This window comes from Acidovorax radicis (assembly GCF_020510705.1).
Lineage (GTDB): Bacteria > Pseudomonadota > Gammaproteobacteria > Burkholderiales > Burkholderiaceae_C > Acidovorax > Acidovorax radicis_A.
This window is the reverse complement of record NZ_CP075184.1, coordinates 1657037-1675981: the sequence shown is the minus strand read 5'-3', so window position 1 is coordinate 1675981 and position 18945 is coordinate 1657037. Positions and strand designations below refer to the sequence as shown.

Sequence of the window (18945 nt, the reverse complement as noted above, 5' to 3'; positions counted from 1 at the left end):
ACTGCATGCCAACGCACGGCAGCAACCCCATTGGAATGACACAGCTTCGCTCTGTTTTGCGGCTCCGAAGTAAAAAACGCCTGAGCTAGCGGACTAACCCAGGCGTTTTCGCATGCAATGAAGATTACTTGCGCAGACCCAACTTGGCGATCAGCGCGGTGTAACGCTCAGCGTCCTTGGCCTTCAGATAGTCGAGCAACTTGCGACGACGGCTCACCATGCGCAACAGGCCACGACGACCATGGTGGTCCTTGGCGTGCGTTTTAAAGTGAGGCATCAGCTCGTTGATGCGGGCAGTCAACAGGGCCACTTGCACTTCTGGGCTACCAGTGTCATTGGCAGCACGGGCGTTGGCCTTGACGACTTCGGCCTTGATGGAGGATGCGATCATTTTTTTTCCTTGAATGTGGTCCGCCATATGACTGGGGGACCATGGTTTTTACTTGCGCCAGCGACTGGAACGGCCACAAGCGTGCGTCTTGCACCATGCAAAACCTCGCGATTATACCCCGAGCCAGGTTTTAAGCCGCCCCACCCCCAACACCAGCCGCTGCGGATCCTTAGAGGCAAAACACCACCGCAACCAACCCTGCGCCTCAGGGCCAAATGCACTGCCCGGTGCCAAGCCCAAGCCCGCCTCTATCACCAGCCGCTTGGCCACTGCTAGCGAATCACCCTGCCCGGCCAGACGAAAAAACGCATACATACCACCCTTGGCAGGCGCAACCTCAACACCTGGCAAGGCCTGCAAAAGCGGGACCAGCGTGTCCCGACAGCGCTTGAGGTGCGCCACCACCCGGGGCGTGATCTCATCTGCATGCGCCAGCGCAGCCACCGCCGCACGCTGGGTAAACACGCTGGCACACGAGGTGTTGAATTCAATGAGTTTTCCCATCTCAAGCGTCATCGACGCCGGCATCACCAACCAGCCCACCCGCCAGCCCGTCATCAAAAAGCTCTTGGAAAAACTGTGCACCACGACCAGCCGGTCCTCTGGCTCTGCCACATCCAGAAAGCTCGGAGCACAACCCTTGCCGGTGGGCTCGTAGTACAGCCGCTCATACACCTCATCGGCCAAAATCCAGGTGCCCGTCGCGCGGCAATGCGTCAGAATTTCGCGCTGCTCCGCTTCAGTCAATGTCCAGCCCGTGGGGTTATTCGGCGCATTCACCACCAGCAACCGGGTCGCCGGGGTGATCGCCGCCAGCAGCTGCGCCATGTCCAGCGCCCATGCACCACCAGCCTGGGGCTTGAGTGGCACACACTGCAAACGAGCTCCCATGATGAGGGGCTGCGCGGTCAAATTGGGCCACACAGGCGTAATCACCACCACCTCGTCGCCCGGGTCTACCAACGCCTGCACCGCCAGCATCAATGCATTGACGCCGCCTGAAGTCACCGCAATGCGGTCAGCGCCGACGGCCCCGTGCAACTGGCTTGTGTATGCCGCAATGGCTTCGCGCAACGCAGGCAACCCCAGATTGTGCGCATAAAAAGTCTCACCGCGCTGCAACGACTCAATGGCTGCCTCGCGCACCACATCGGGGGTGACCTCGTCACTTTCGCCAAACCAGAAGGCCAGCACATCGCTGCGCCCCATGCCGGCGTTGGCGACTTCACGGATACGGGATTCTTCGAGGTTCAACAAGGTGCTGCGCATGATGGACGGGTGTAAGTAAAAAATGACGATCCACCATCGTATCGAACCACAGACATCCGCGCGGCGGCTGCCTATGATGGCGAGGAACCCATGTGGTGCATCACCATACCCGGGGCAGTTTGCAAGGTTGCACCAACAACTCCACTGTCTGATTCAGGAGCCTCCTCATGACGCCAAAATCAACGCACAACACTCACAGCGCGATTCTCACCCCCCTGTTGTTCAACACAGTTCTCAGCACGGTGGTTGCGATGGCTGCGTTGGTCGCAACAGCGTTGCCCATAAGCGCTCACAGCGCGGACGCTTCATCGAAATCAACACACAAAGCCACTGCACAGCAAGCCAAAAAGAAGGGATCTCTCAAAATCAAGCACCAACGCAGCCCGTCAGAAGAAACAACAGCCGAGCGCGACCGACGGCTTACGCGTGAGTGCAAAGGGGCTCCGAATGCGGGCGCCTGCTTAGGGTACACGCGCAAATAAAGGCCGGGCACCAACGACACTCGCAAACGATGGTCATCAAAAGCAGTCCCGCCCCGCGACTCGGGCAACCAAACGGACATCGCCCCCGACCTTATCCACCGCCTTGAAATCGAGTGCAAGAGCGTGTGATAACTCCTCCAATGGGCCCCATTGCAGCATTCCACGCCCCTCGCCGATCAATTTCGGGGCCAAATACACCAACAATTCGTCCACCAGCCCTTCGCGCACCAAAGAGCCATTGAGCTTGCTGCCGGCCTCGACGTGCAATTCGTTGATCTCACGGCGAGCCAAGTCTTTCATCATCGCAGGCAGATCAACCTTGCCGTGTTCGTTCGGCATCACGACCACGGTGGCTCCCATTGCCTCCAAGGCGTTTTTTTTAGCATGATTTTGGGCTGCAGCGTATATATACAAATCGCGAGCAGCTATAAATATTGAAGCATTCAGTGGCACTTGCAAATCGCTGTCCACCAACACCAAAGCAGGTTGCCGCTCGGTATGCACCTCTCGCACATCAAGCCTGGGATCGTCGGCCAACACAGTGCCGATACCAGTGAGCACAGCGCAGGCCCGCGCGCGCCACGCATGACCATCCGCGCGCGCTTCGGGTCCGGTGATCCACTGACTGGCCCCGTTGTTCAGCGCGGTAGTGCCATCCAGCGACGCGGCGACCTTCATGCGCACCCACGGCGTCTGGCGCACCATGCGGCTGAAGAACCCAAGATTAAGCTCTCGCGCCTGCGCGGCACCAAGCCCTACCTCGACGTCAACACCGGCTGCACGCAACCGCGAGAACCCATTGCCTGCCACCAGCGGGTTGGGGTCGGCCAGTGAAGCAACCACCTTGGCAATACCCGCCTCTACCAGCGCATCGCAACAGGGCCCCGTGCGCCCATGGTGCGAACAGGGCTCGAGCGTGACGTAAGCGGTAGCGCCGACCACCGAATGTCCGCGACTCTTCGCATCACGCAGGGCCATGATTTCGGCATGGGGGCCACCTGCACGCTGGGTAGAGCCCCAACCCAAAACAAACCCATCCCCATTCGAGATAACGCACCCGACCCGAGGGTTAGGGGAGGTTCGCAACAAGCCTTCGCGTGCACACGCGAGAGCAACATCCATCAAGGCGGCAGCATCTATCACACCGGACCTAGTATTCATAAAATTCAAACAACCCCGCCATAAACGACTAAAACCCAATCATGTCGCCATGATTGGGTTTTAAAAAAATCGGAAAAACTATTTCCAACAAGCTTCAAGTGCCGCAGCTTTGCTTGCAAACCCCGTGTAATTGGTCAAATCTCTTCGCCCCAAATAATCTAATGAAAAATCACCGCAGCGATCAGCTGCCATAGCAGTCCCCGCCTTGCGCGTGGCCTTCACAGAGTAAACATCTCGCACATCGTTCGTCACCACCACCGTAATATCATAGACCGCAGCGCCTTGTCCAGGCGTGGGCGATACACTGAATCGAGATGGGAACTGGGAGGCATCGGTAACCGCCACCGGGCTAGCCGCACTCGTTTTGTCGTAACGAAAATTTTCGGTATAAAACCGCTCCATCCACTGCTGACTGGCAATCAAAATGGTTCTTGCCTCTGCCCTGCGGGAGCGAGCCATATATTCCTTATAGGATGGATACGCTACTGCAGCCAATATCCCAATAATCGCAACAACAATCATCAACTCGATCAGGGTAAACCCCTTTTGAAACTGTTTTTTTATCATTGGTCGGTCCTCAAGCCTGGAATTTCACGCCACTGAAGTCGTGGTGCAGAGCTGGTGCACAGAATGGCATCGGCACTCCGTCCTGTTACGCGCTTTGCTCTCTGCCCCGGACCACAGATAGGCGCATCTTTTGTGCATTTTGCACCCACGCAGGTGCATCCTGCTTCACCGGCCTTGCACACTTTCGTAAATGGCTTCTTCGTGCGGTCGTTCACTACCTTGACCTTCTGATCGCCAATTTCCTTCGCGGCAACAACGACATTCACTGAAGCAACCTCAATGGTCCCTTGTGTGTTTCGCTCAGCCCGCCCTGATATCGGGTCCACCGTATAAAGTGCCGCATTTGGCGTCGACGAGCATTCGTCGGTTGTGGTTTTTGGTCGAACAGCGACGAAAGACAAAACGCCCGCATCGACAGATGGGTCCGAAAGAACGGCTTCGGAGCTACCAGGAAGATTCAGATACCAACCATCTTTCGTGGACCAGTCAATTGTTGCACCAGCAGTGACCGTCACAACCCCGTTGGAGTCGCGCGAATATGTTCTGGATGCCAGCGTGGTGAGGCCCGTCGGCAGCGGATGCGCAGCCGTCCCCATGCTTGGTCGGTCCCAGATACCATAAACACGCTGAACGATGCCCGCGGTCGGGAAGTCTCCCGTTTCAAAGGCATTTCCTGTTGCAAAATTCACCAAAAATCCACCCTTAGCCATATACAAGAGTTGCGGCGCTGTGGTAATAGGCAACGGAATCACTTGATTTAATGCATTAACGTAGGTAGCCGTATACAGGGGCTTATTCACATTACCAGTTTTATAGGCCACATCCCACACTCCTGGATCGATATCCGAAATATTGAACTTCCAGACGTTGCCTTTCAGATCCCCTGCGTAAACAACATCAGCCGTACCGTTGCCATCGATGTCTTCCCAACGCGGTGCTGACAATCCATTTCCAGTTCCCGCATCTGCAACGATTTTCACATAGCGCCCCGTCCAACTGCTCGCATTGGGGCCTTCCATATACAGAATAAACAGCACCGCCTTACCGGAAGTCGACTTATTTCCATTACCCAAAATAAGTGCATATTTACCATTATTCAGCTTCACAACCGGAAGCGCTTGATTGGATGCGGATTGAATCGAAATGTCGCCCGTGATGTATCCCAAATCAGCATCGTCGTCAGAAGTGAATTGCCATTTGAAAACACTCGCTGCATTCGACTCGGTCAAATTGGCGACCACAGTGGCATCAAGCGCAAAAATACCTTTCCCGCCACGTCCGAGGGTGCCAAAAACGTACGTCTTCCAGTCAGTTCCAACCTTCACATCAGCTGCAAAGGGGTTTCCATCCACATAAGGCCATACGGTCCCTGTAGGCTGACTTTCTGCTACGCCGCTCACAAAATTGACGTTGCTGAGTTTTGTGCGCGCTGTGGTGCCCCGCTGTAACGGTATCTCGGCCAACCGGTTAGCGAGAGGGCCGGGTACATAGGCAAAAACTTCGGCACCTGTGGTGGGGTTAAACGCGTGCAACATTCCGTCATTGGCAGCCACCCACAACAGCTTGTCGCGATTCTTCTGCGCCGCAAAGAAGGCGCTGTACCCATCAGCTGTGATACCGGGCAACGTGGAACTCGGCGTGCTCTGAATCCAAGGCGTACCGTTGACCACAGGGCCGAGAAGGCCGCTATCGCGCTGACGCAAACCGTTCAGCCCTTCAAGGCTCTGATCGCCGCGAATGTAATTCAAGGCCAGCTCAGCATTGGTGGCAGTCAACACATTGGTACTGGCGGTTGTCATCTGCGTTTTGTAGGCAGATGGCAGCGACGCCCAACGAAACGGGACCCCCGCCGCAGAACCATTGCCGGAGTTTGTAATGATGGCGCGGGTGGAGCCCCCATTGCCACTGGCACGGGTTGCCAACAGCGCGCCGGCCTCCCAATTCGGGGATGCGGCAAATTCACCGTCAGCATCAACTTTGTAAGCCTCAAGCGAACCCGTCACCGTAGCGCTGTCAAACTTCACAACATATTTGTAACCGTCCGCGACCAATTGCGCTGATGAGATAGCGGGCGCCGCATTGGAGTTCTTGGCGGCCGCATCGAGCGCTTTACGCAGTTGCGACTCCAACAATTCAGGACGACGGGCGAGGAAATATCCATCAGGCTGCCCATCCGAGCCAACACTGCCGTCGGCGCCTGCGCTGTCCCAGGAGTCTTGAGTGGAAGGCATGGCTATATCGCTGTAGGTGCCATCAGAGTTTTTGGCACTTGACTTGAAAGAACCATATTTACCGGCGTACCAAAGCGGGTCTTTGATAAGAGCGTCTGCCTCGCCCGTCATATTGAAAGTTTGACTTACGAGAAAATCTTTATTCTTTACAGAACAATAATTTGACAAGTTTGGAATAGCTGGATCACCGGTTGGACCGGTGCCTGTCACGCTACAGACTGTATTCTTATACGTGTCAGCAACACCGGAAGCATTGATCATCGGCAAATTGAGATACGCCGTATTCGTTGCTGCACATAAATATTCGGATGCCGGAGGCATTCCCGATAAAGTTGCGTATGTACTACTTCCACCACCATGTTGATGTGTTAGATATCGCCCATTTGCGCTAACGCCCCCCCTTTGAACACCAATCACACTGAAACCATGGGTTCCCGCTGCGCCACCGCATACACCTGGAATATCAGTGGTTATTTTAATGTCCCAGCCCGACGGCGAGGCCGCATTGGCTACCAAGTCATAACGCAGGAAACCAGTGATATCCATGTCATAGTCGCCACCCATCAAAATATCGTTCCAAGTCACGATAAATGAACCGTAGGTCGTGCCAGAGCTGATCGAGGCGAAGGTCAAAGGCGCACTCACCTTTCCGCCGCCCTGCACACTTTCAGGAGTAATATAGACGTATTTTTTTGGATTGGAACCGGGCACCGGAACATCGATACGCGGTGCGCCGCCCGAGAGCGATGCCGCCATGGTTTTGACTTTCAGCGCATTTTCGACCTTTGCCAAATCTGCGGGGGGCGTGGCGAGTGTACGGATTTTTGTGGTGTTTCCGTACAGCGCAGCACCAGCGACCTGGTAAGTACCGCCCATGGCTGGAGCCTCTGGGCATACGCCATTCACGTTAGCCAAAGTGCCCACTGTTTTAGCCGCGCAAGAGTTCTGGTCATCTGCGGCAGTTAAGCCTTTACCAGACACAGAGCCCACTGATCTTGAGGTGCCCGTGATGCCCTCGGCATCACCGATTTTATTGACAAAAGAATCAAGCCCAGCGCCGGAGCTTGGCAAGGTGCTGAATGGTGTGCCCGCTTGACCATCAAAACTCAATGCACTTGAAGAAAATGTCAATATATTCAAAGGGCGGCACACAGAGTTCCCATATTTAGCACGTGCCGTTGTATTAGCCAGCGGGTCACTCCACGTGGCCACTGGCATGCCTGCGCTGGTGTCGTTTGTCTTGGATGATGGATTGGTAGGGGTGGGAGAGGTACCGTTGTAAGCATAATATTGCAACGCCTGAACAACCATTTCACCAATAGGATTGCCCCACGCTGGCAAATCAGTTTCACCCGAGGCACTGGGCGTATTACCGCCACCATAGCTGTGCCCGCTTCCGCGACCATAAAGCAAAATGGAATCAAAAGTTTTGATAGCCCCGACACCGGTTGCCCGGCCGTCAGCCAAGTTGGCAGCACATCCCGAAGAGGCACTGTGGCAGAAAACACCAGTTGTACGATTAATTTCGTCGTCCAGGTCGCGGATATTTTTGCGCAGGGCCCCCGCCGTGTTCTTTTTATCGTAGCTGCCTGTGATCAAACCAAACTCAACACGAGCAGCATCGCCACTATTTTTAGGGTAACCGAACTCTTGCAGCAGGCCGTAAGGCTTGAAATTGGTAGTAGACGTGGGTGGAAACGCTTGGCAACGCTCTTCACCCAAATAATTAGGGTCACACGCTTTTACGCGCACATTCAAATCTGGCCCAATGCCCGAATAAGTCGCACCATCACCCACTTTGTTGGGGATGGTAATTTCGTGTTTGACGCCGCCATTGCCTGTGGCGACATCCGAATAAAAACGCGCCAGCTTCGGCCCAAACGTGCCTTGACTATAGCTATCTGCGTCATGCCACCGGCACAGCTGCACTTCCACGGTAGACCAAAAGCGCACATTCCCTTTCACCAACCGCATAATAGGCTGAGAAGTCTTAGGATCTTCGCTGCTACCAGTGACACAAATACTTAGCCCAGCATATACATTCGCGTTGGCCCCTGTTGTTTTAGTCAAATTGGCTTGGGTAAACGGGGTGTAGTCGCGGATGTCTGCCTCTTTATAGTATTTTACAAACGAGTGCGCATCATAAACCAGCCGCGACCCCATCAACACGGTCGAACCACTCGTGTCAGTAGAACGAAAACCACCGTACAACATCTTTCGTACAGTATCCAACCGGGTCATTGTGGCCCAATTGAGAAAATTACCGCTCCAATAAGCCTGAGAGGAAGGACAGCTGTACTTGATAGATGTAACTGCGCCAACCGTCACAGGCGTTTGTGTTGCCAATGCACTCGGATTGAACTGGTTGGTCGAACTATCGTATGAATAACATTTTATGGCATCAAAATAACCATAATATTTGAATGATGGCTTAAATGTGGTATCAATCACTCCATCATTATCCAGGTCCTCAAAATCAGAATAGATGGGACCAAAAAGCAAATGATCCTTGGACGCCGTGAGCATCATCATTGGCTTGTTGGCAGTTGTAACGATATTTGGCGGTATCACATCCTTGGGTGTCGATACATCCAAAGGCGTGGCAAAAATACTCGCCACACCAGACAGCCCAGCAAGAATTGCGCCCGCTTTAAAATAATTCGATAATTTCACAACGTGCTCCTGAATGTTTCATTCAGCATAAATAACAATTACCAACAGATGATTTTAAAAACCACCGGCTACGGGAAGAACACCGACTGCAGAACCACTTGTGTTCTTTGCGAGTAGCCAAAACCTCGGGCGGTGATCCGATACATCGTTGACCACTGGTTGGCCTTTTCACCAGTGGAAGTGACTTGGGTCTCATCGAGGTTGATTCGTACATGCTTGCGTTGGAATACCTCAATCAAATATTCCGGTTGCTTGGACACGCCGCGCACCGGGGGAACGCCACTGTAGGTACCTAACGGAACACCTCCAGTGAATGTGTCGCAATTACTTGAGTTGACGGGATTGCGCCCAGGCTTTGTGGTTTCGTCATCATTCCACAGCCCCCCTTTGCTTTTTGGCCACCAGGGATCTGCCACTGTTTTATTTGACGCGGTGGCGACAGTCCAGTCGCTGGCTGTATAGCTAGTGTCATCTTTCAAACACAAGCCTTTCGCACAGTCGCTGGAGAAAGCACTAGGGCTGATCCCGTCGGTATCGGTTGTGCTGGCGTTTCGCTGACAGGATGCATTCGCCATCAGCACACCCAAGGGCGCATTATCAATATCTCGCTCGGCATCGCGAAGCGCCGACTCAGCCGCTTGCCTTGCTGCCTCTTGGTCCATCTGATTACGCGCCATACCTTCGGCAAGCATGGATTGACGAGCCGTCCAGACACTGATCCCCGTGATGGCGACGAGAAACAGCAATACAACCACCAACGCCACCCCACGCTCGCGTCTTGGCGATGCGACGTCAGTTTGCTCGTTGAAGCCTGACACAGATTTGCACCTGCCTTGCATTATCTATACCTTAATAATATTGTTTAAGACTATTGCGCATACCAAAAACCTCTACCGTTCTGGTAATCGTGTCCCCTGCGGGCTGGTTTTTTTCCGTGTCGCTGCAGTCCAGATAAGTACGTGGAGAGCCTGTTTTATCAGAAATTCGCGTATTGCCGCCTGTAGTGCGTGAAAGCACACAAACACGCACCGCAGTCACCCGTTGCCACGCGCCCAAGCTCAATCCATTGACAACAACATTGGGCAGAGCATTCACTTCCGTGGCGGTGTAATATCGGGATGGCATTAAAGTGCTGTCTGTGCTGTAAACGCCGTAAGAAAACTGCAAATCCTCCAAGCCAGAAATAATCGGTTGATACGCCGTGGAGTCGGCGGTGCCATGAGGGCTCTTGCCGTTTCCGCTGCATACCAAACTCTGTGTGTTGACATCCTGCTGATCGACAGACATCTTCACGGCGCTCAGGGTGAATCGATTGGAGACAAACACAGGTAATTGCGGTGGCAGGTTATCCACGCCCGTGGTGTGCGGTGTCGCAGGAGGAGCCCCTCCGGAATTTTTCTTTCTCTCATCATTGCTTGGATCACCGCCAGACCCACTGGGTGCTACATCAGCCCCGGTGCAATCCATGCGCCTTCCGGTATACGCCCCCATGGCCTTTGTGTCAGACGTAAAGTAATTGATAACAATGGTGTCTGCACTTGCAGCAGTCACTGCGGGGCACGTGCTCGTCTGCACATCAAATTTTCCCCCGTCACACCCATAAATTCCTGTTTGGAAGGCGGTCGGAGGCCATCCAGTCAGAGGGTTTTGCCAATCTGTGATTGCACGTGGATCGGCGGGCAAAGGCGGATACGTGTCATACATGCCTTGCTGCGTGGCATCAGGCGCGACAGGGAGGGCTATGGCGGGGTAAAAACCCGCATTCATGATTTCGCGCCCGATCATCTGCATCACGTATGCACTGGTTTCCCGGCTACTGCTATTGCGGTCAATAGCGCGTTGGGATTCGCGCGATGCCAAATACATATATGCAGCCGCGATAACAATGACCAAACTGATGGCCATGGCGACCAACAATTCAATAATAGTCAACCCACGCTGATGCTGGCGCGGATGTGTATGTCGATCAAATTTATACATAACCACCATCCATCAGGGCACAAAAGTGAAACGGGCGCAGCGCACACCTGCAGGGGCTGACGCCTCAGAAGGGCAGCAAGTCTGTTGCGCCATGCCCGCCTCGGTGCCATCACAAACGGGCGCCTTCACCAGTGCCGCACTCGCGCTGTTGGGGTCATCCACCTGCTCTTTATCGAACCACATCAATGCAATGTCCAACCCGTTACGACGGTCCCCTGAAACCAAGGCCGCGCCTAGAGGCATGCTTTGGCGCACGCGCTGCCGCCATATCAAAAGATCGTAAGTGGCACGTTCAGACGAGGTGCACGCTGCGGCTTCACAATTTTTAGAGATGGTGAGCGCATTGGACTGCTGTGTGGCCCAGGTCTCGTCCACTACATATTCCGACGTTGCAGTAACACCCTCGCTTGCGAAGCTGGTCCCAGCGGCATCTGGATTGATACGAACGCGCTCCGAAAGATCAGACAACAAAGTGGATGCCGATGACCTCGCCCAAGTATTGATCTTGTATTTGGAGGTTGCAGCCTGGAGGCCTGCAATGCCCAGCATTCCGATAGACAGAACAAGAATCGCCACCATCATTTCGATCAATGTGACGCCTCTGGTTTTCCGAGGGGCGGGCTTGGTTCTATTTTTAATATGATATTTCATGATGAAATCTCATTTGTAACCCGAACAAATTTTATCTGATGGAATAGTTCGCGTACGACCCAAACCATCAAGGCAAATATTAAATGCGTATTTATTAAGTGGATTGTTTACTTCACGATAGATAATATCAAACTCCTCTGCAGCCCCTACACCTGGAGAACCCCTCGCCGAGAATGTCATTTTTTTTATGGGAGAGGTGCTTTGAGCCTGCAGCAAGAAATCACTACCAATGCTTGGCCGGGCAAGCAGCATATCGATGGGGTCTGCAGGTGAGTTTGCACCACTGTCACAACTTGGATTAAGGAAGGCGATCCAGCCTACTTGCCAGTCAGCGCCTGCGGTAGTGCAAGCAGGAGAAGCGTCACCAGCCTTGCTGCTCATGCACATGGTTACGCAGGTGTTGCGGTTGACGGCTTCGTTGCGCGCCTTGAGCACGCTGCCCGTGAACTCGTTGCCGAGGTTGGTCAACTTGCTGCGCACGATGAAATCGCGAATTGAAGGAGCCGCCAAGCTACCCAAGACGGCAGCCAGCGCAAGAGTTACCAACAATTCAATCAACGTGAAACCGCGCGACTCCAAGGGTGGACGGTGGTAAGCGAACTTTGTCATGCGTGAATTATGGTGACAGCACGTGTCGGGTTGCTTCCACTGACACAGCCAACCATACCGCTGATCCCCTTTTTATTGTTGCTGACGGTAGACGACGACTTGGACGACTTTGCTGGAGGGCCGCAAAGTCGCTGCCCGAGCATGTATGCAAATCACCCAAGGCCCCGCCCCATGCTCAGCTCCACTTAAGCGCGGACTTACGCACCAATTTTTGGCGCGATTTTTGCTTGAATTCGGTGCGAATTCGTTGGAACACACCAACACGCACCACATTGGATCAATCAACCCATCGCACGAGGATGTTATGCAAGCACACCAACAGGGCGCAGATGCCCTGTTCATTTTGCTGGGGGCCATCATGGTGTTGGCCATGCACGCGGGCTTTGCCTTTCTGGAGTTGGGCACGGTTCGCAAAAAAAATCAGGTCAATGCGCTGGTGAAGATCCTGGTGGATTTCTCCGTGTCTACCGTGGCGTATTTCGTAGTGGGCTACGGGGTGGCCTATGGCACACACTTCTTTGTGGGGGCCGAGACGCTGGCGCAGCAAAGTGGTTACGACCTCGTCAAATTCTTCTTCCTGCTCACGTTTGCGGCGGCTATTCCGGCCATTGTGTCGGGGGGCATTGCCGAACGCGCCAAGTTCTGGCCGCAGCTGATGGCGACGGCAGTGATCGTGGGTTTTGTGTATCCGTTTTTCGAGGGCATCGCCTGGAATCACCATTTTGGGGTGCAGGGCTGGATCAAGTCGATCACCGGGGATGAGTTTCACGACTTTGCCGGCTCCGTTGTGGTGCATGCCATGGGGGGCTGGATTGCCTTGCCGGCTGTTATCTTGCTGGGCTCCCGGGCCAATCGGTATCGTAAGGATGGCGCCATCTCTGCGCATCCCCCTTCCAACATTCCGTTTCTGGCGCTGGGGGCGTGGATTTTGATTGTGGGCTGGTTTGGCTTCAATGTGATGAGCGCGCAGACGCTGGACAAGCTCTCCGGCCTGGTGGCCGTCAATTCCCTCATGGCCATGGTGGGCGGCACGCTGGCTGCACTGGTGCTGGGCAAAAACGACCCGGGCTTTGTGCATAACGGCCCGTTGGCCGGGCTGGTGGCGGTGTGCGCTGGCTCCGACCTGATGCACCCCCTGGGCGCCTTGGTCGTGGGGGCGGTGGCAGGCGCGATTTTTGTGCGCATGTTCACGCTCACGCAAAACAAATGGAAGATCGATGATGTTCTGGGTGTCTGGCCGCTGCACGGCCTGTGTGGCACCTGGGGCGGCCTGGCCGCTGGCATTTTTGGTAGCAAGGCCCTGGGCGGTCTCGGCGGGGTGAGCGTGTGGGCGCAGATCATCGGCACCGGGATGGGCATTGCCTGGGCGTTGGCGGGCGGGGCCGTTGTATACGGGGTGATGAAGCGCTCACTCGGTCTGCGCCTGACGCAGGAGGAAGAGTTTGACGGGGCCGATCTGTCCATCCACAAAATCAGTGCGACACCCGATCGCGAAGTGAGCTGGTAACCCACCCCACCGCACCCGCTGCAATGGGGTCTCAGCTTTTTGAGAAATACGGCTGCGGGTGATGTGACGCTCCCATAGCAAGCGTAGGGGCCAAGCCAGCAGCCGGCCATGCGCCGGCCCCGCAATGGACACCGGGGGGCACTCGCAGATGAACAGCGCCAGCATTTCAGCATCTTGGCGTTTCGTCTGACGACCACTGAAGGTTTGCTGCGGTATACCTGGGTACGCAACCAACGATCAATCGCCAGAAAGTGAGGCACACGTGACCCCGCTTTCTGGCGCAGCACGCAGGCAAACCTTCAGGATCACCATCGCGCCATGTCACCCCTGCGCTCACTTCTTTTGACGAAATACGGCTCGTTCCCCTGTTGGTGCGTCGCTGCCGCTTTGCTGGTGCCCCTCTTTCTCGTGGGATGCAGCGGGTTACCCAAGGATGTGGCACGACCGGTGTCAACAGCCATCTCAACACCGGGCGAGACTGCACTGGGGCAGTTGGTGGATGCGCGCAGAGCGGCCGCTGGCGGGCGCTACCCCTCGGGCTTTCTCTTGCTGAGCGGCCCCCAGGCAGCCTATAGCAGCCGGCTGGCTTTGGTGGATGCGGCGCAAAAAACGCTGGATCTGCAGTACTACGCCATCCATGCCGATGCCAGCACAGAGCGCTTGCTTCTGCGTGTGGTGGCCGCAGCGCGACGCGGGGTGCGCGTGCGCGTTCTGCTGGATGATTTTCACAGCACCGGGCGCGATGCGCAGGTGATGCGGCTGGCGTTTGTGCCCAATATCGAGATGCGCATGTTCAACCCCGTGGCGGGTGCACGCGGGTCATCCATTGGCCGCATGTTGAGCGCGCTGGGCGACTTCTCGCGCGTGCAGCAGCGCATGCACAACAAGCTGTTTATTGCAGACAACGCCATGGGTGTCACGGGTGGCCGCAATCTGGGTGACGCCTATTTTGGCAACTCCGACTCAGGCAACTTTGTAGACCTTGACGTGTTGGCCGCCGGACCTGTCGTTCAAGACCTCTCGCACAGCTTTGACAGCTACTGGAACAACGAACGCGCCTACCCCGTGCAATCGCTCATCACCCGCGATGAACTGAGCCAGCTTCGCAACCGCATTCGTGCCAACGACGCTGCGCAACAGGAACGCAGCCGCAGACAAGATGGCAGCGCAGAGGCGGCCATTGCAACACCCGCGAGCGACAGCCAGAGCCCAACGGCCGCCCAGCGCGCGCGCATCTGGAACTCCGAACCCATGGATCTGCAGCAAGCGGCGTTCGTATGGGCGCCCGCCGCGGTGCTGGTGGACCAGCCCGCCAAGATCCCCCCGGATGGCGCGTCGGTGGCCACCTTGCCTGAAAGGCCGCCCGCCCGATCCACCCCATTGGCAGCCACTGCGCAAGGGGGCGTGGCAACAAATAAACGCTCGACCACCAAGCCACCGACAACCGGTGCAGAGGACAAGGGGCGCATACCCGCCACCGCCCCCACCGCAATGGTCGCGGCCCCATCTGACGCCCCGCCGGGCACCAGCACCAGCACTGAAACCGCCCTACCCGAGGCCCAGACCGACACGGTCGTTGATGGGCTGTTGCAACTCATGGGCCAGGCGCGACGTGATCTGCTGATCATCTCGCCCTACTTTGTGCCAGGGCCCGACATGGAAAAGGCGTTTGCCGATGCCCGTGCCCGCGGTGTGCGCGTGCGGGTGCTTACCAACTCGCTGGCATCCAACGACGCGCCCATCGCCCACGCAGGTTACGCGCGGCACCGCCCCAAACTGCTGGCGCTGGGTGTGGATCTGTATGAAATGCGGGGCGAAATCACCAGTGTGCTGCGCGGGGCGTTGGGCTCCACGGGCAGCTCCGGCGCGGGCGGAATGGATGGAGCCGGCGGCTCTACGGGCAGTTCAACCGGCAGCTCACGCGCCATGCTGCACTCCAAGGTGCTGATCATGGACGGCCGCTTGCTGGCCATTGGGTCGATGAACCTGGACGTGCGTTCGCAACGCCAGAACACAGAGGTCGCCTTGCTCATCCGCAGCACCGAGCTGTCTCGCCAGGCCACCACCCAGATCGACGTAGCGCTGCGCGACGCCGCCTGGCATGTGGAGCAGACGGACAACGGCCTGTTGTGGCGCGCGCCGCAAGGCAGCGGGCTGGCCGACGCCACCACCGAGCCCGATGCCAGTGCCCCTTTGCGCCTGATGTTGAAACTGCTGGGCCCGTTGGCGCCTGATCACCTGTTGTAGCCCGGGCCCACGCCGTTGGTGTCTATGGCTGGGGACGCTTCGCCCCTGCACCGGCCTGCAACGCCGCCACCCAGACCGAAATGGCGCGCTGGTCCGTCAGGGTGCGCACCTGCTGAAAAGCCACCTCGGCCTCGGTAAAGCGGCGGCGCAGCAGGTTGAGCCATTGCTTGAGGCGCCCTGCCCGTTGGCCTGACTCCAGGTCAGCGCACACCAATTGCCAGAACGCGGCCAGGTGTTCGGTCAGATCAGCCCACTCCACGGCATCGCCACCCGGGCGACCGGCATCGGCAGCGCGGATCGCGCGGGCAAGCCCCGGGTCTGCCACCATGCCACGGCCCAGCATGAGGGCATCGCAGCCCGACACCTCACGGCACCGCAGGGCATCGGCCACCGTCCATATCTCGCCATTGGCCACCACGGGGACCGTGACGGCTGCACGAATGGCCGGGATGTGCTCCCAATAGGCGGGCGGCCGATAGCCATCTGCCTTGGTGCGTGCATGCACCACGATCTCCCCCGCCCCGCCCGTCTGCATGGCCTGGGCACATTCGCGCATCAGCCCCGTGTCGTTAAAGCCCAGACGCATCTTGGCAGACACCGGCACCTGCGCAGGTACGGCACGGCGGACCGCGCCCACCACGGCCAAGATGCGCTCGGGCTCTTGCAGCAATGCGGCCCCGCCGCCGTGCCGGTTGACCACCTTGGCAGGGCAGCCAAAGTTCAGATCGATCCCCTCAGGGCCCAACGCCGCAAGGCACGCCGCGTTCTCCGCCATGCTCACCGGGTCAGAGCCCAGCAGCTGCGCACGCACCGGCACCCCCGACAACGTGCGGCTGCCGTTGCGCAGCTCAGGCACATAGCGCAGAAACACCTTGTCAGGCAACAGCGTGCCAGTGATGCGGATGAACTCCGAGACACAGCGGTCCACACCGCCCACGCGGGTCAACACGTCGCGCAACACAAAATCCAGAAGCCCCTCCATGGGGGCAAGCAGCAGGGTCATTACGAGGGATTTTCGGCCTGCGGCACCAGGCACAGCCATGCCGCAAAAATAGGATGAAAACAGGCTGTAGCGCTTATTTAACAAGCGCAAGCAGCTATAAAAAACAGAGCATCATGCACACCAAACCGGTGGATCGTCGCGTATTGTGCGGCAACGGGGTCATCACCGCGTCATGACGGTTTGCTGCAATCGCAGGCATTCATCCGACCGGAGAGACCCCCATGCTGCTGCAAAAGACCGAAAAAGCCCGCCTGGAACTCATGCCCGGCGTGCGCACGCTGAGTTTGCGCGAACGATCACTGCTCCTGCTGGTCGACGGCAAGCCATTGAGCGACCTGCAGGCGATGTACAACGGCATCGGGGCGCAAATCGTGGACAACCTCATGCGCCAGGGGTATCTCACCGGGCCGTCAGAGCTGCCCCAGGCGGGCGGGCGGGCCACACTGCAGGGCGATGCGCTGGCCTATCCGTCCGGGGCACAAGTGGCCGCCTCATCGCCAAAGCCAGAATCCGCCGAAGCCCTGCGCTCGCTGGCGGGGGCACGCATGTACCTGTTTGACACCTGCGAGCGGTTGTTTGTGCGCCGCGACCCCGTGCTGGCGCAGCATTTTCGCGAAGCCTTGCGCGCAGCCAAAGACCGCGAAAGCATGCTGGATGTGGGCGACGCCATGCTGGAGGAAGTGGCCATCGCGGCAGGGGCCGACCGCGCGGCCAGCCTGCGCCAACGGTTGGAAGAACTTTTGCCACCGGTCTCCGCCCATGCGCGCGAAAGATTCGCTCCCACGGCCCCGGCCGAGCTGCACTGACCACAGGGGCATCAATCTCCCGAGGGAAGCCCCACCCGAGGAAGCCCAAGCGGCTGCGCGGCGGCGCGGCAAATGCCCTCCCCACCGCGTGATTTCGCCTCACCTTGCCACGGAGACCTTGGACTTGCGACCCCAGCCCCCGCGTCGATGGACAGATCAGGCGGCGGCCAACCGCCACAGCGATGTGACCTCTGCCGCGCGCGCGGCGTGCAGAGGGTCCGCATCATCTGCCGCCTTGGCGTGGCCCGGCTTGACGTCATGCCGGCCACGCACCACCAGGCCCGCCTCTGCTATCCAGCCCAACAATTGATCACGCGGGCGCAGGCCCAGGTGCTCGGCCAGATCCGACAGAATCAGCCAGCCCTCGCCTGCAGGCTCCAGGTGTTCGGCCAGACCCGTCAAAAAACCGCGCAACATGCGGCTGTCCTCGTCATACACCGCATGTTCAATGGGCGAACTCGGGCGGGCAGGCAACCAGGGCGGGTTGCACACGACCAATGGTGCACGGCCCGGCGGAAACAGATCGGCCGACCGCAATTCGACCTGGGGCAAAACGCCCAGGCGTTCCAGGTTTTCTTGTGCACAAGCCAGGGCCCGGGGGTCCTGGTCGGTGGCCACCACCCGTTGCACACCTCGGCGCACCAGCACGGCAGACAAAACCCCCGAGCCCACACCAATGTCAAACGCCAGCGCCGGCACCTTGCCAGGCAGCGCTGTAGTGGCCACCAGGTCTACATATTCGCCACGCACAGGCGAAAAAACGCCGTAGTGCGGATGAATGCGGTTGCGCGGCGGAGCGCCCAGCGCAGGCACTTCCACACCTTTTTTGCGCCATTCGTGCGCGCCCACCACGCCCAGCAACTCACGCAGCGTGGCCACGGTGCGCTCGCCGGTGGCAGGCCCCCAGGCTTCGGTGCAGGCCTGGCGCCAATCGGGCGCACGGCGCAGCCCAATGCTGTAGTCGCCCTCCAAAGGGATCAGCACCGAGGCCAGCACGCGTGCGCGTTGCGACTGCGCCTGGCGATGCAGGTGAAACGCCTCGGCCGGCGTGGCCGCAGCAAGCTTCTCAGCCGCTTTGGCGGCGGCCTTGCTGGGTTTGCTGGGTTTGCTGGGTTTGCTGGGTTTGCCTGGTTTAGCAGACTTCGCTTGTTTGGCATCCGTGCGCCGCATCAGGGCCTGCAGCAGCATGCGGGCGTTTTGAAAATCCCCTTGCCACAAGAGGCCGGTGCCCTCGCAGGCCATGCGGTACGCCGTATCGGCGGCCAAGGTGTCGTCGGCTGTGACAACCCGGCGCGGAGCCGGGGCGCTGCTTTCGGAGCGCCATTGGGCTTGTTGAATCTGGCCCTGGCGGCTCCATTCGATCATCGT

The 18945-nt window shown here is 57.6% G+C and carries 14 protein-coding genes; 3 read left to right on the top strand and 11 right to left on the bottom strand.

Annotated features, from left to right (window positions below; translation table 11 throughout):
• Positions 1-124: 124 nt before the first annotated feature.
• The 9 genes from rpsO to KI609_RS07605 all read right to left on the bottom strand — a co-directional run bounded on the left by rpsO (position 125) and on the right by KI609_RS07605 (position 12014).
• Entirely contained in the window at positions 125-391 is a 267-nt protein-coding gene (gene rpsO, locus KI609_RS07650; RefSeq protein WP_226448728.1) for a 30S ribosomal protein S15, read from the bottom strand.
• Positions 392-502: 111 nt separating this feature from the next.
• On the bottom strand, positions 503-1660 hold the full coding sequence (locus KI609_RS07645) for a pyridoxal phosphate-dependent aminotransferase (RefSeq protein WP_226448726.1): 1158 nt from the start codon (positions 1658-1660) through the stop codon (positions 503-505).
• Positions 1661-2178: 518 nt separating this feature from the next.
• Complete coding sequence (ribD, locus tag KI609_RS07635; RefSeq protein ID WP_413463382.1) at positions 2179-3303, bottom strand: bifunctional diaminohydroxyphosphoribosylaminopyrimidine deaminase/5-amino-6-(5-phosphoribosylamino)uracil reductase RibD; 1125 nt, start codon at positions 3301-3303, stop codon at positions 2179-2181.
• A 78-nt stretch (positions 3304-3381) separates the two neighbouring features.
• Positions 3382-3870 carry a type IV pilin protein gene (locus KI609_RS07630; RefSeq protein WP_226448722.1) on the bottom strand — a complete coding sequence of 163 codons (489 nt, stop codon included), beginning with the start codon at positions 3868-3870 and terminating at the stop codon, positions 3382-3384.
• A complete protein-coding gene (locus KI609_RS07625; RefSeq protein WP_226448720.1) occupies positions 3867-8774 on the bottom strand; it encodes a pilus assembly protein in 4908 nt (1635 codons plus the stop codon). The genes KI609_RS07630 and KI609_RS07625 overlap by 4 nt, the downstream gene beginning before the upstream one ends.
• Positions 8775-8842: 68 nt before the next feature.
• Positions 8843-9592, bottom strand: a complete 750-nt coding sequence (locus KI609_RS07620) for a PilX N-terminal domain-containing pilus assembly protein (RefSeq protein ID WP_226448717.1) — start codon at positions 9590-9592, stop codon at positions 8843-8845.
• A 31-nt stretch (positions 9593-9623) separates the two neighbouring features.
• Positions 9624-10754 (bottom strand): PilW family protein, encoded by a 1131-nt coding sequence (locus tag KI609_RS07615; protein WP_226448715.1) that lies wholly within the window; start codon positions 10752-10754, stop codon positions 9624-9626.
• Between the two features lie 12 nt (positions 10755-10766).
• Positions 10767-11405 carry a type IV pilus modification protein PilV gene (gene pilV, locus KI609_RS07610; RefSeq protein ID WP_226448713.1) on the bottom strand — a complete coding sequence of 213 codons (639 nt, stop codon included), beginning with the start codon at positions 11403-11405 and terminating at the stop codon, positions 10767-10769.
• Positions 11406-11414: 9 nt separating this feature from the next.
• The gene (locus KI609_RS07605; RefSeq protein ID WP_226448711.1) at positions 11415-12014 is read right to left on the bottom strand and encodes a GspH/FimT family pseudopilin; all 600 of its coding nucleotides are present in this window, start codon (positions 12012-12014) and stop codon (positions 11415-11417) included.
• A gap of 304 nt (positions 12015-12318) precedes the next feature.
• On the opposite strand from KI609_RS07605, the gene KI609_RS07600 reads away from it, so the two are divergent.
• Positions 12319-13521: an ammonium transporter gene (locus tag KI609_RS07600; RefSeq protein ID WP_226448708.1), complete on the top strand. Its 1203-nt coding sequence runs from the start codon at positions 12319-12321 to the stop codon at positions 13519-13521.
• A 318-nt stretch (positions 13522-13839) separates the two neighbouring features.
• Entirely contained in the window at positions 13840-15768 is a 1929-nt protein-coding gene (locus tag KI609_RS07595) for a phospholipase D family protein (RefSeq protein WP_226448706.1), read from the top strand.
• Between the two features lie 22 nt (positions 15769-15790).
• Here the strand turns inward: KI609_RS07595 and KI609_RS07590 are convergent, their stop codons facing one another.
• Positions 15791-16771, bottom strand: coding sequence for a tRNA dihydrouridine synthase (locus tag KI609_RS07590; RefSeq protein WP_226448704.1), 981 nt, complete (start codon positions 16769-16771; stop codon positions 15791-15793).
• Between the two features lie 221 nt (positions 16772-16992).
• Between KI609_RS07590 and KI609_RS07585 the strand changes: the two genes are divergently transcribed.
• Positions 16993-17577: a hypothetical protein gene (locus tag KI609_RS07585; protein WP_226448702.1), complete on the top strand. Its 585-nt coding sequence runs from the start codon at positions 16993-16995 to the stop codon at positions 17575-17577.
• A gap of 156 nt (positions 17578-17733) precedes the next feature.
• On the opposite strand, the gene KI609_RS07580 is transcribed toward KI609_RS07585, so the two are convergent.
• Positions 17734-18942, bottom strand: a complete 1209-nt coding sequence (locus KI609_RS07580; protein WP_226448700.1) for a methyltransferase — start codon at positions 18940-18942, stop codon at positions 17734-17736.
• Positions 18943-18945: the final 3 nt, after the last annotated feature.

Excerpts from the sequence above, each read along its gene's own strand:
- KI609_RS07590 (WP_226448704.1), bottom strand. The coding sequence starts at position 16,771 with ATGACCCTGCTGCTTGCCCCCATGGAGGGGCTTCTGGATTTTGTGTTG.
- pilV (WP_226448713.1), bottom strand. The coding sequence starts at position 11,405 with ATGAAATATCATATTAAAAATAGAACCAAGCCCGCCCCTCGGAAAACC.
- KI609_RS07600 (WP_226448708.1), top strand. The coding sequence starts at position 12,319 with ATGCAAGCACACCAACAGGGCGCAGATGCCCTGTTCATTTTGCTGGGG.
- KI609_RS07580 (WP_226448700.1), bottom strand. The coding sequence starts at position 18,942 with ATGATCGAATGGAGCCGCCAGGGCCAGATTCAACAAGCCCAATGGCGC.
- KI609_RS07615 (WP_226448715.1), bottom strand. The coding sequence starts at position 10,754 with ATGTATAAATTTGATCGACATACACATCCGCGCCAGCATCAGCGTGGG.
- KI609_RS07645 (WP_226448726.1), bottom strand. The coding sequence starts at position 1,660 with ATGCGCAGCACCTTGTTGAACCTCGAAGAATCCCGTATCCGTGAAGTC.
- KI609_RS07595 (WP_226448706.1), top strand. The coding sequence starts at position 13,840 with ATGTCACCCCTGCGCTCACTTCTTTTGACGAAATACGGCTCGTTCCCC.
- KI609_RS07630 (WP_226448722.1), bottom strand. The coding sequence starts at position 3,870 with ATGATAAAAAAACAGTTTCAAAAGGGGTTTACCCTGATCGAGTTGATG.
- rpsO (WP_226448728.1), bottom strand. The coding sequence starts at position 391 with ATGATCGCATCCTCCATCAAGGCCGAAGTCGTCAAGGCCAACGCCCGT.
- KI609_RS07605 (WP_226448711.1), bottom strand. The coding sequence starts at position 12,014 with ATGACAAAGTTCGCTTACCACCGTCCACCCTTGGAGTCGCGCGGTTTC.
- KI609_RS07585 (WP_226448702.1), top strand. The coding sequence starts at position 16,993 with ATGCTGCTGCAAAAGACCGAAAAAGCCCGCCTGGAACTCATGCCCGGC.
- ribD (WP_413463382.1), bottom strand. The coding sequence starts at position 3,303 with ATGAATACTAGGTCCGGTGTGATAGATGCTGCCGCCTTGATGGATGTT.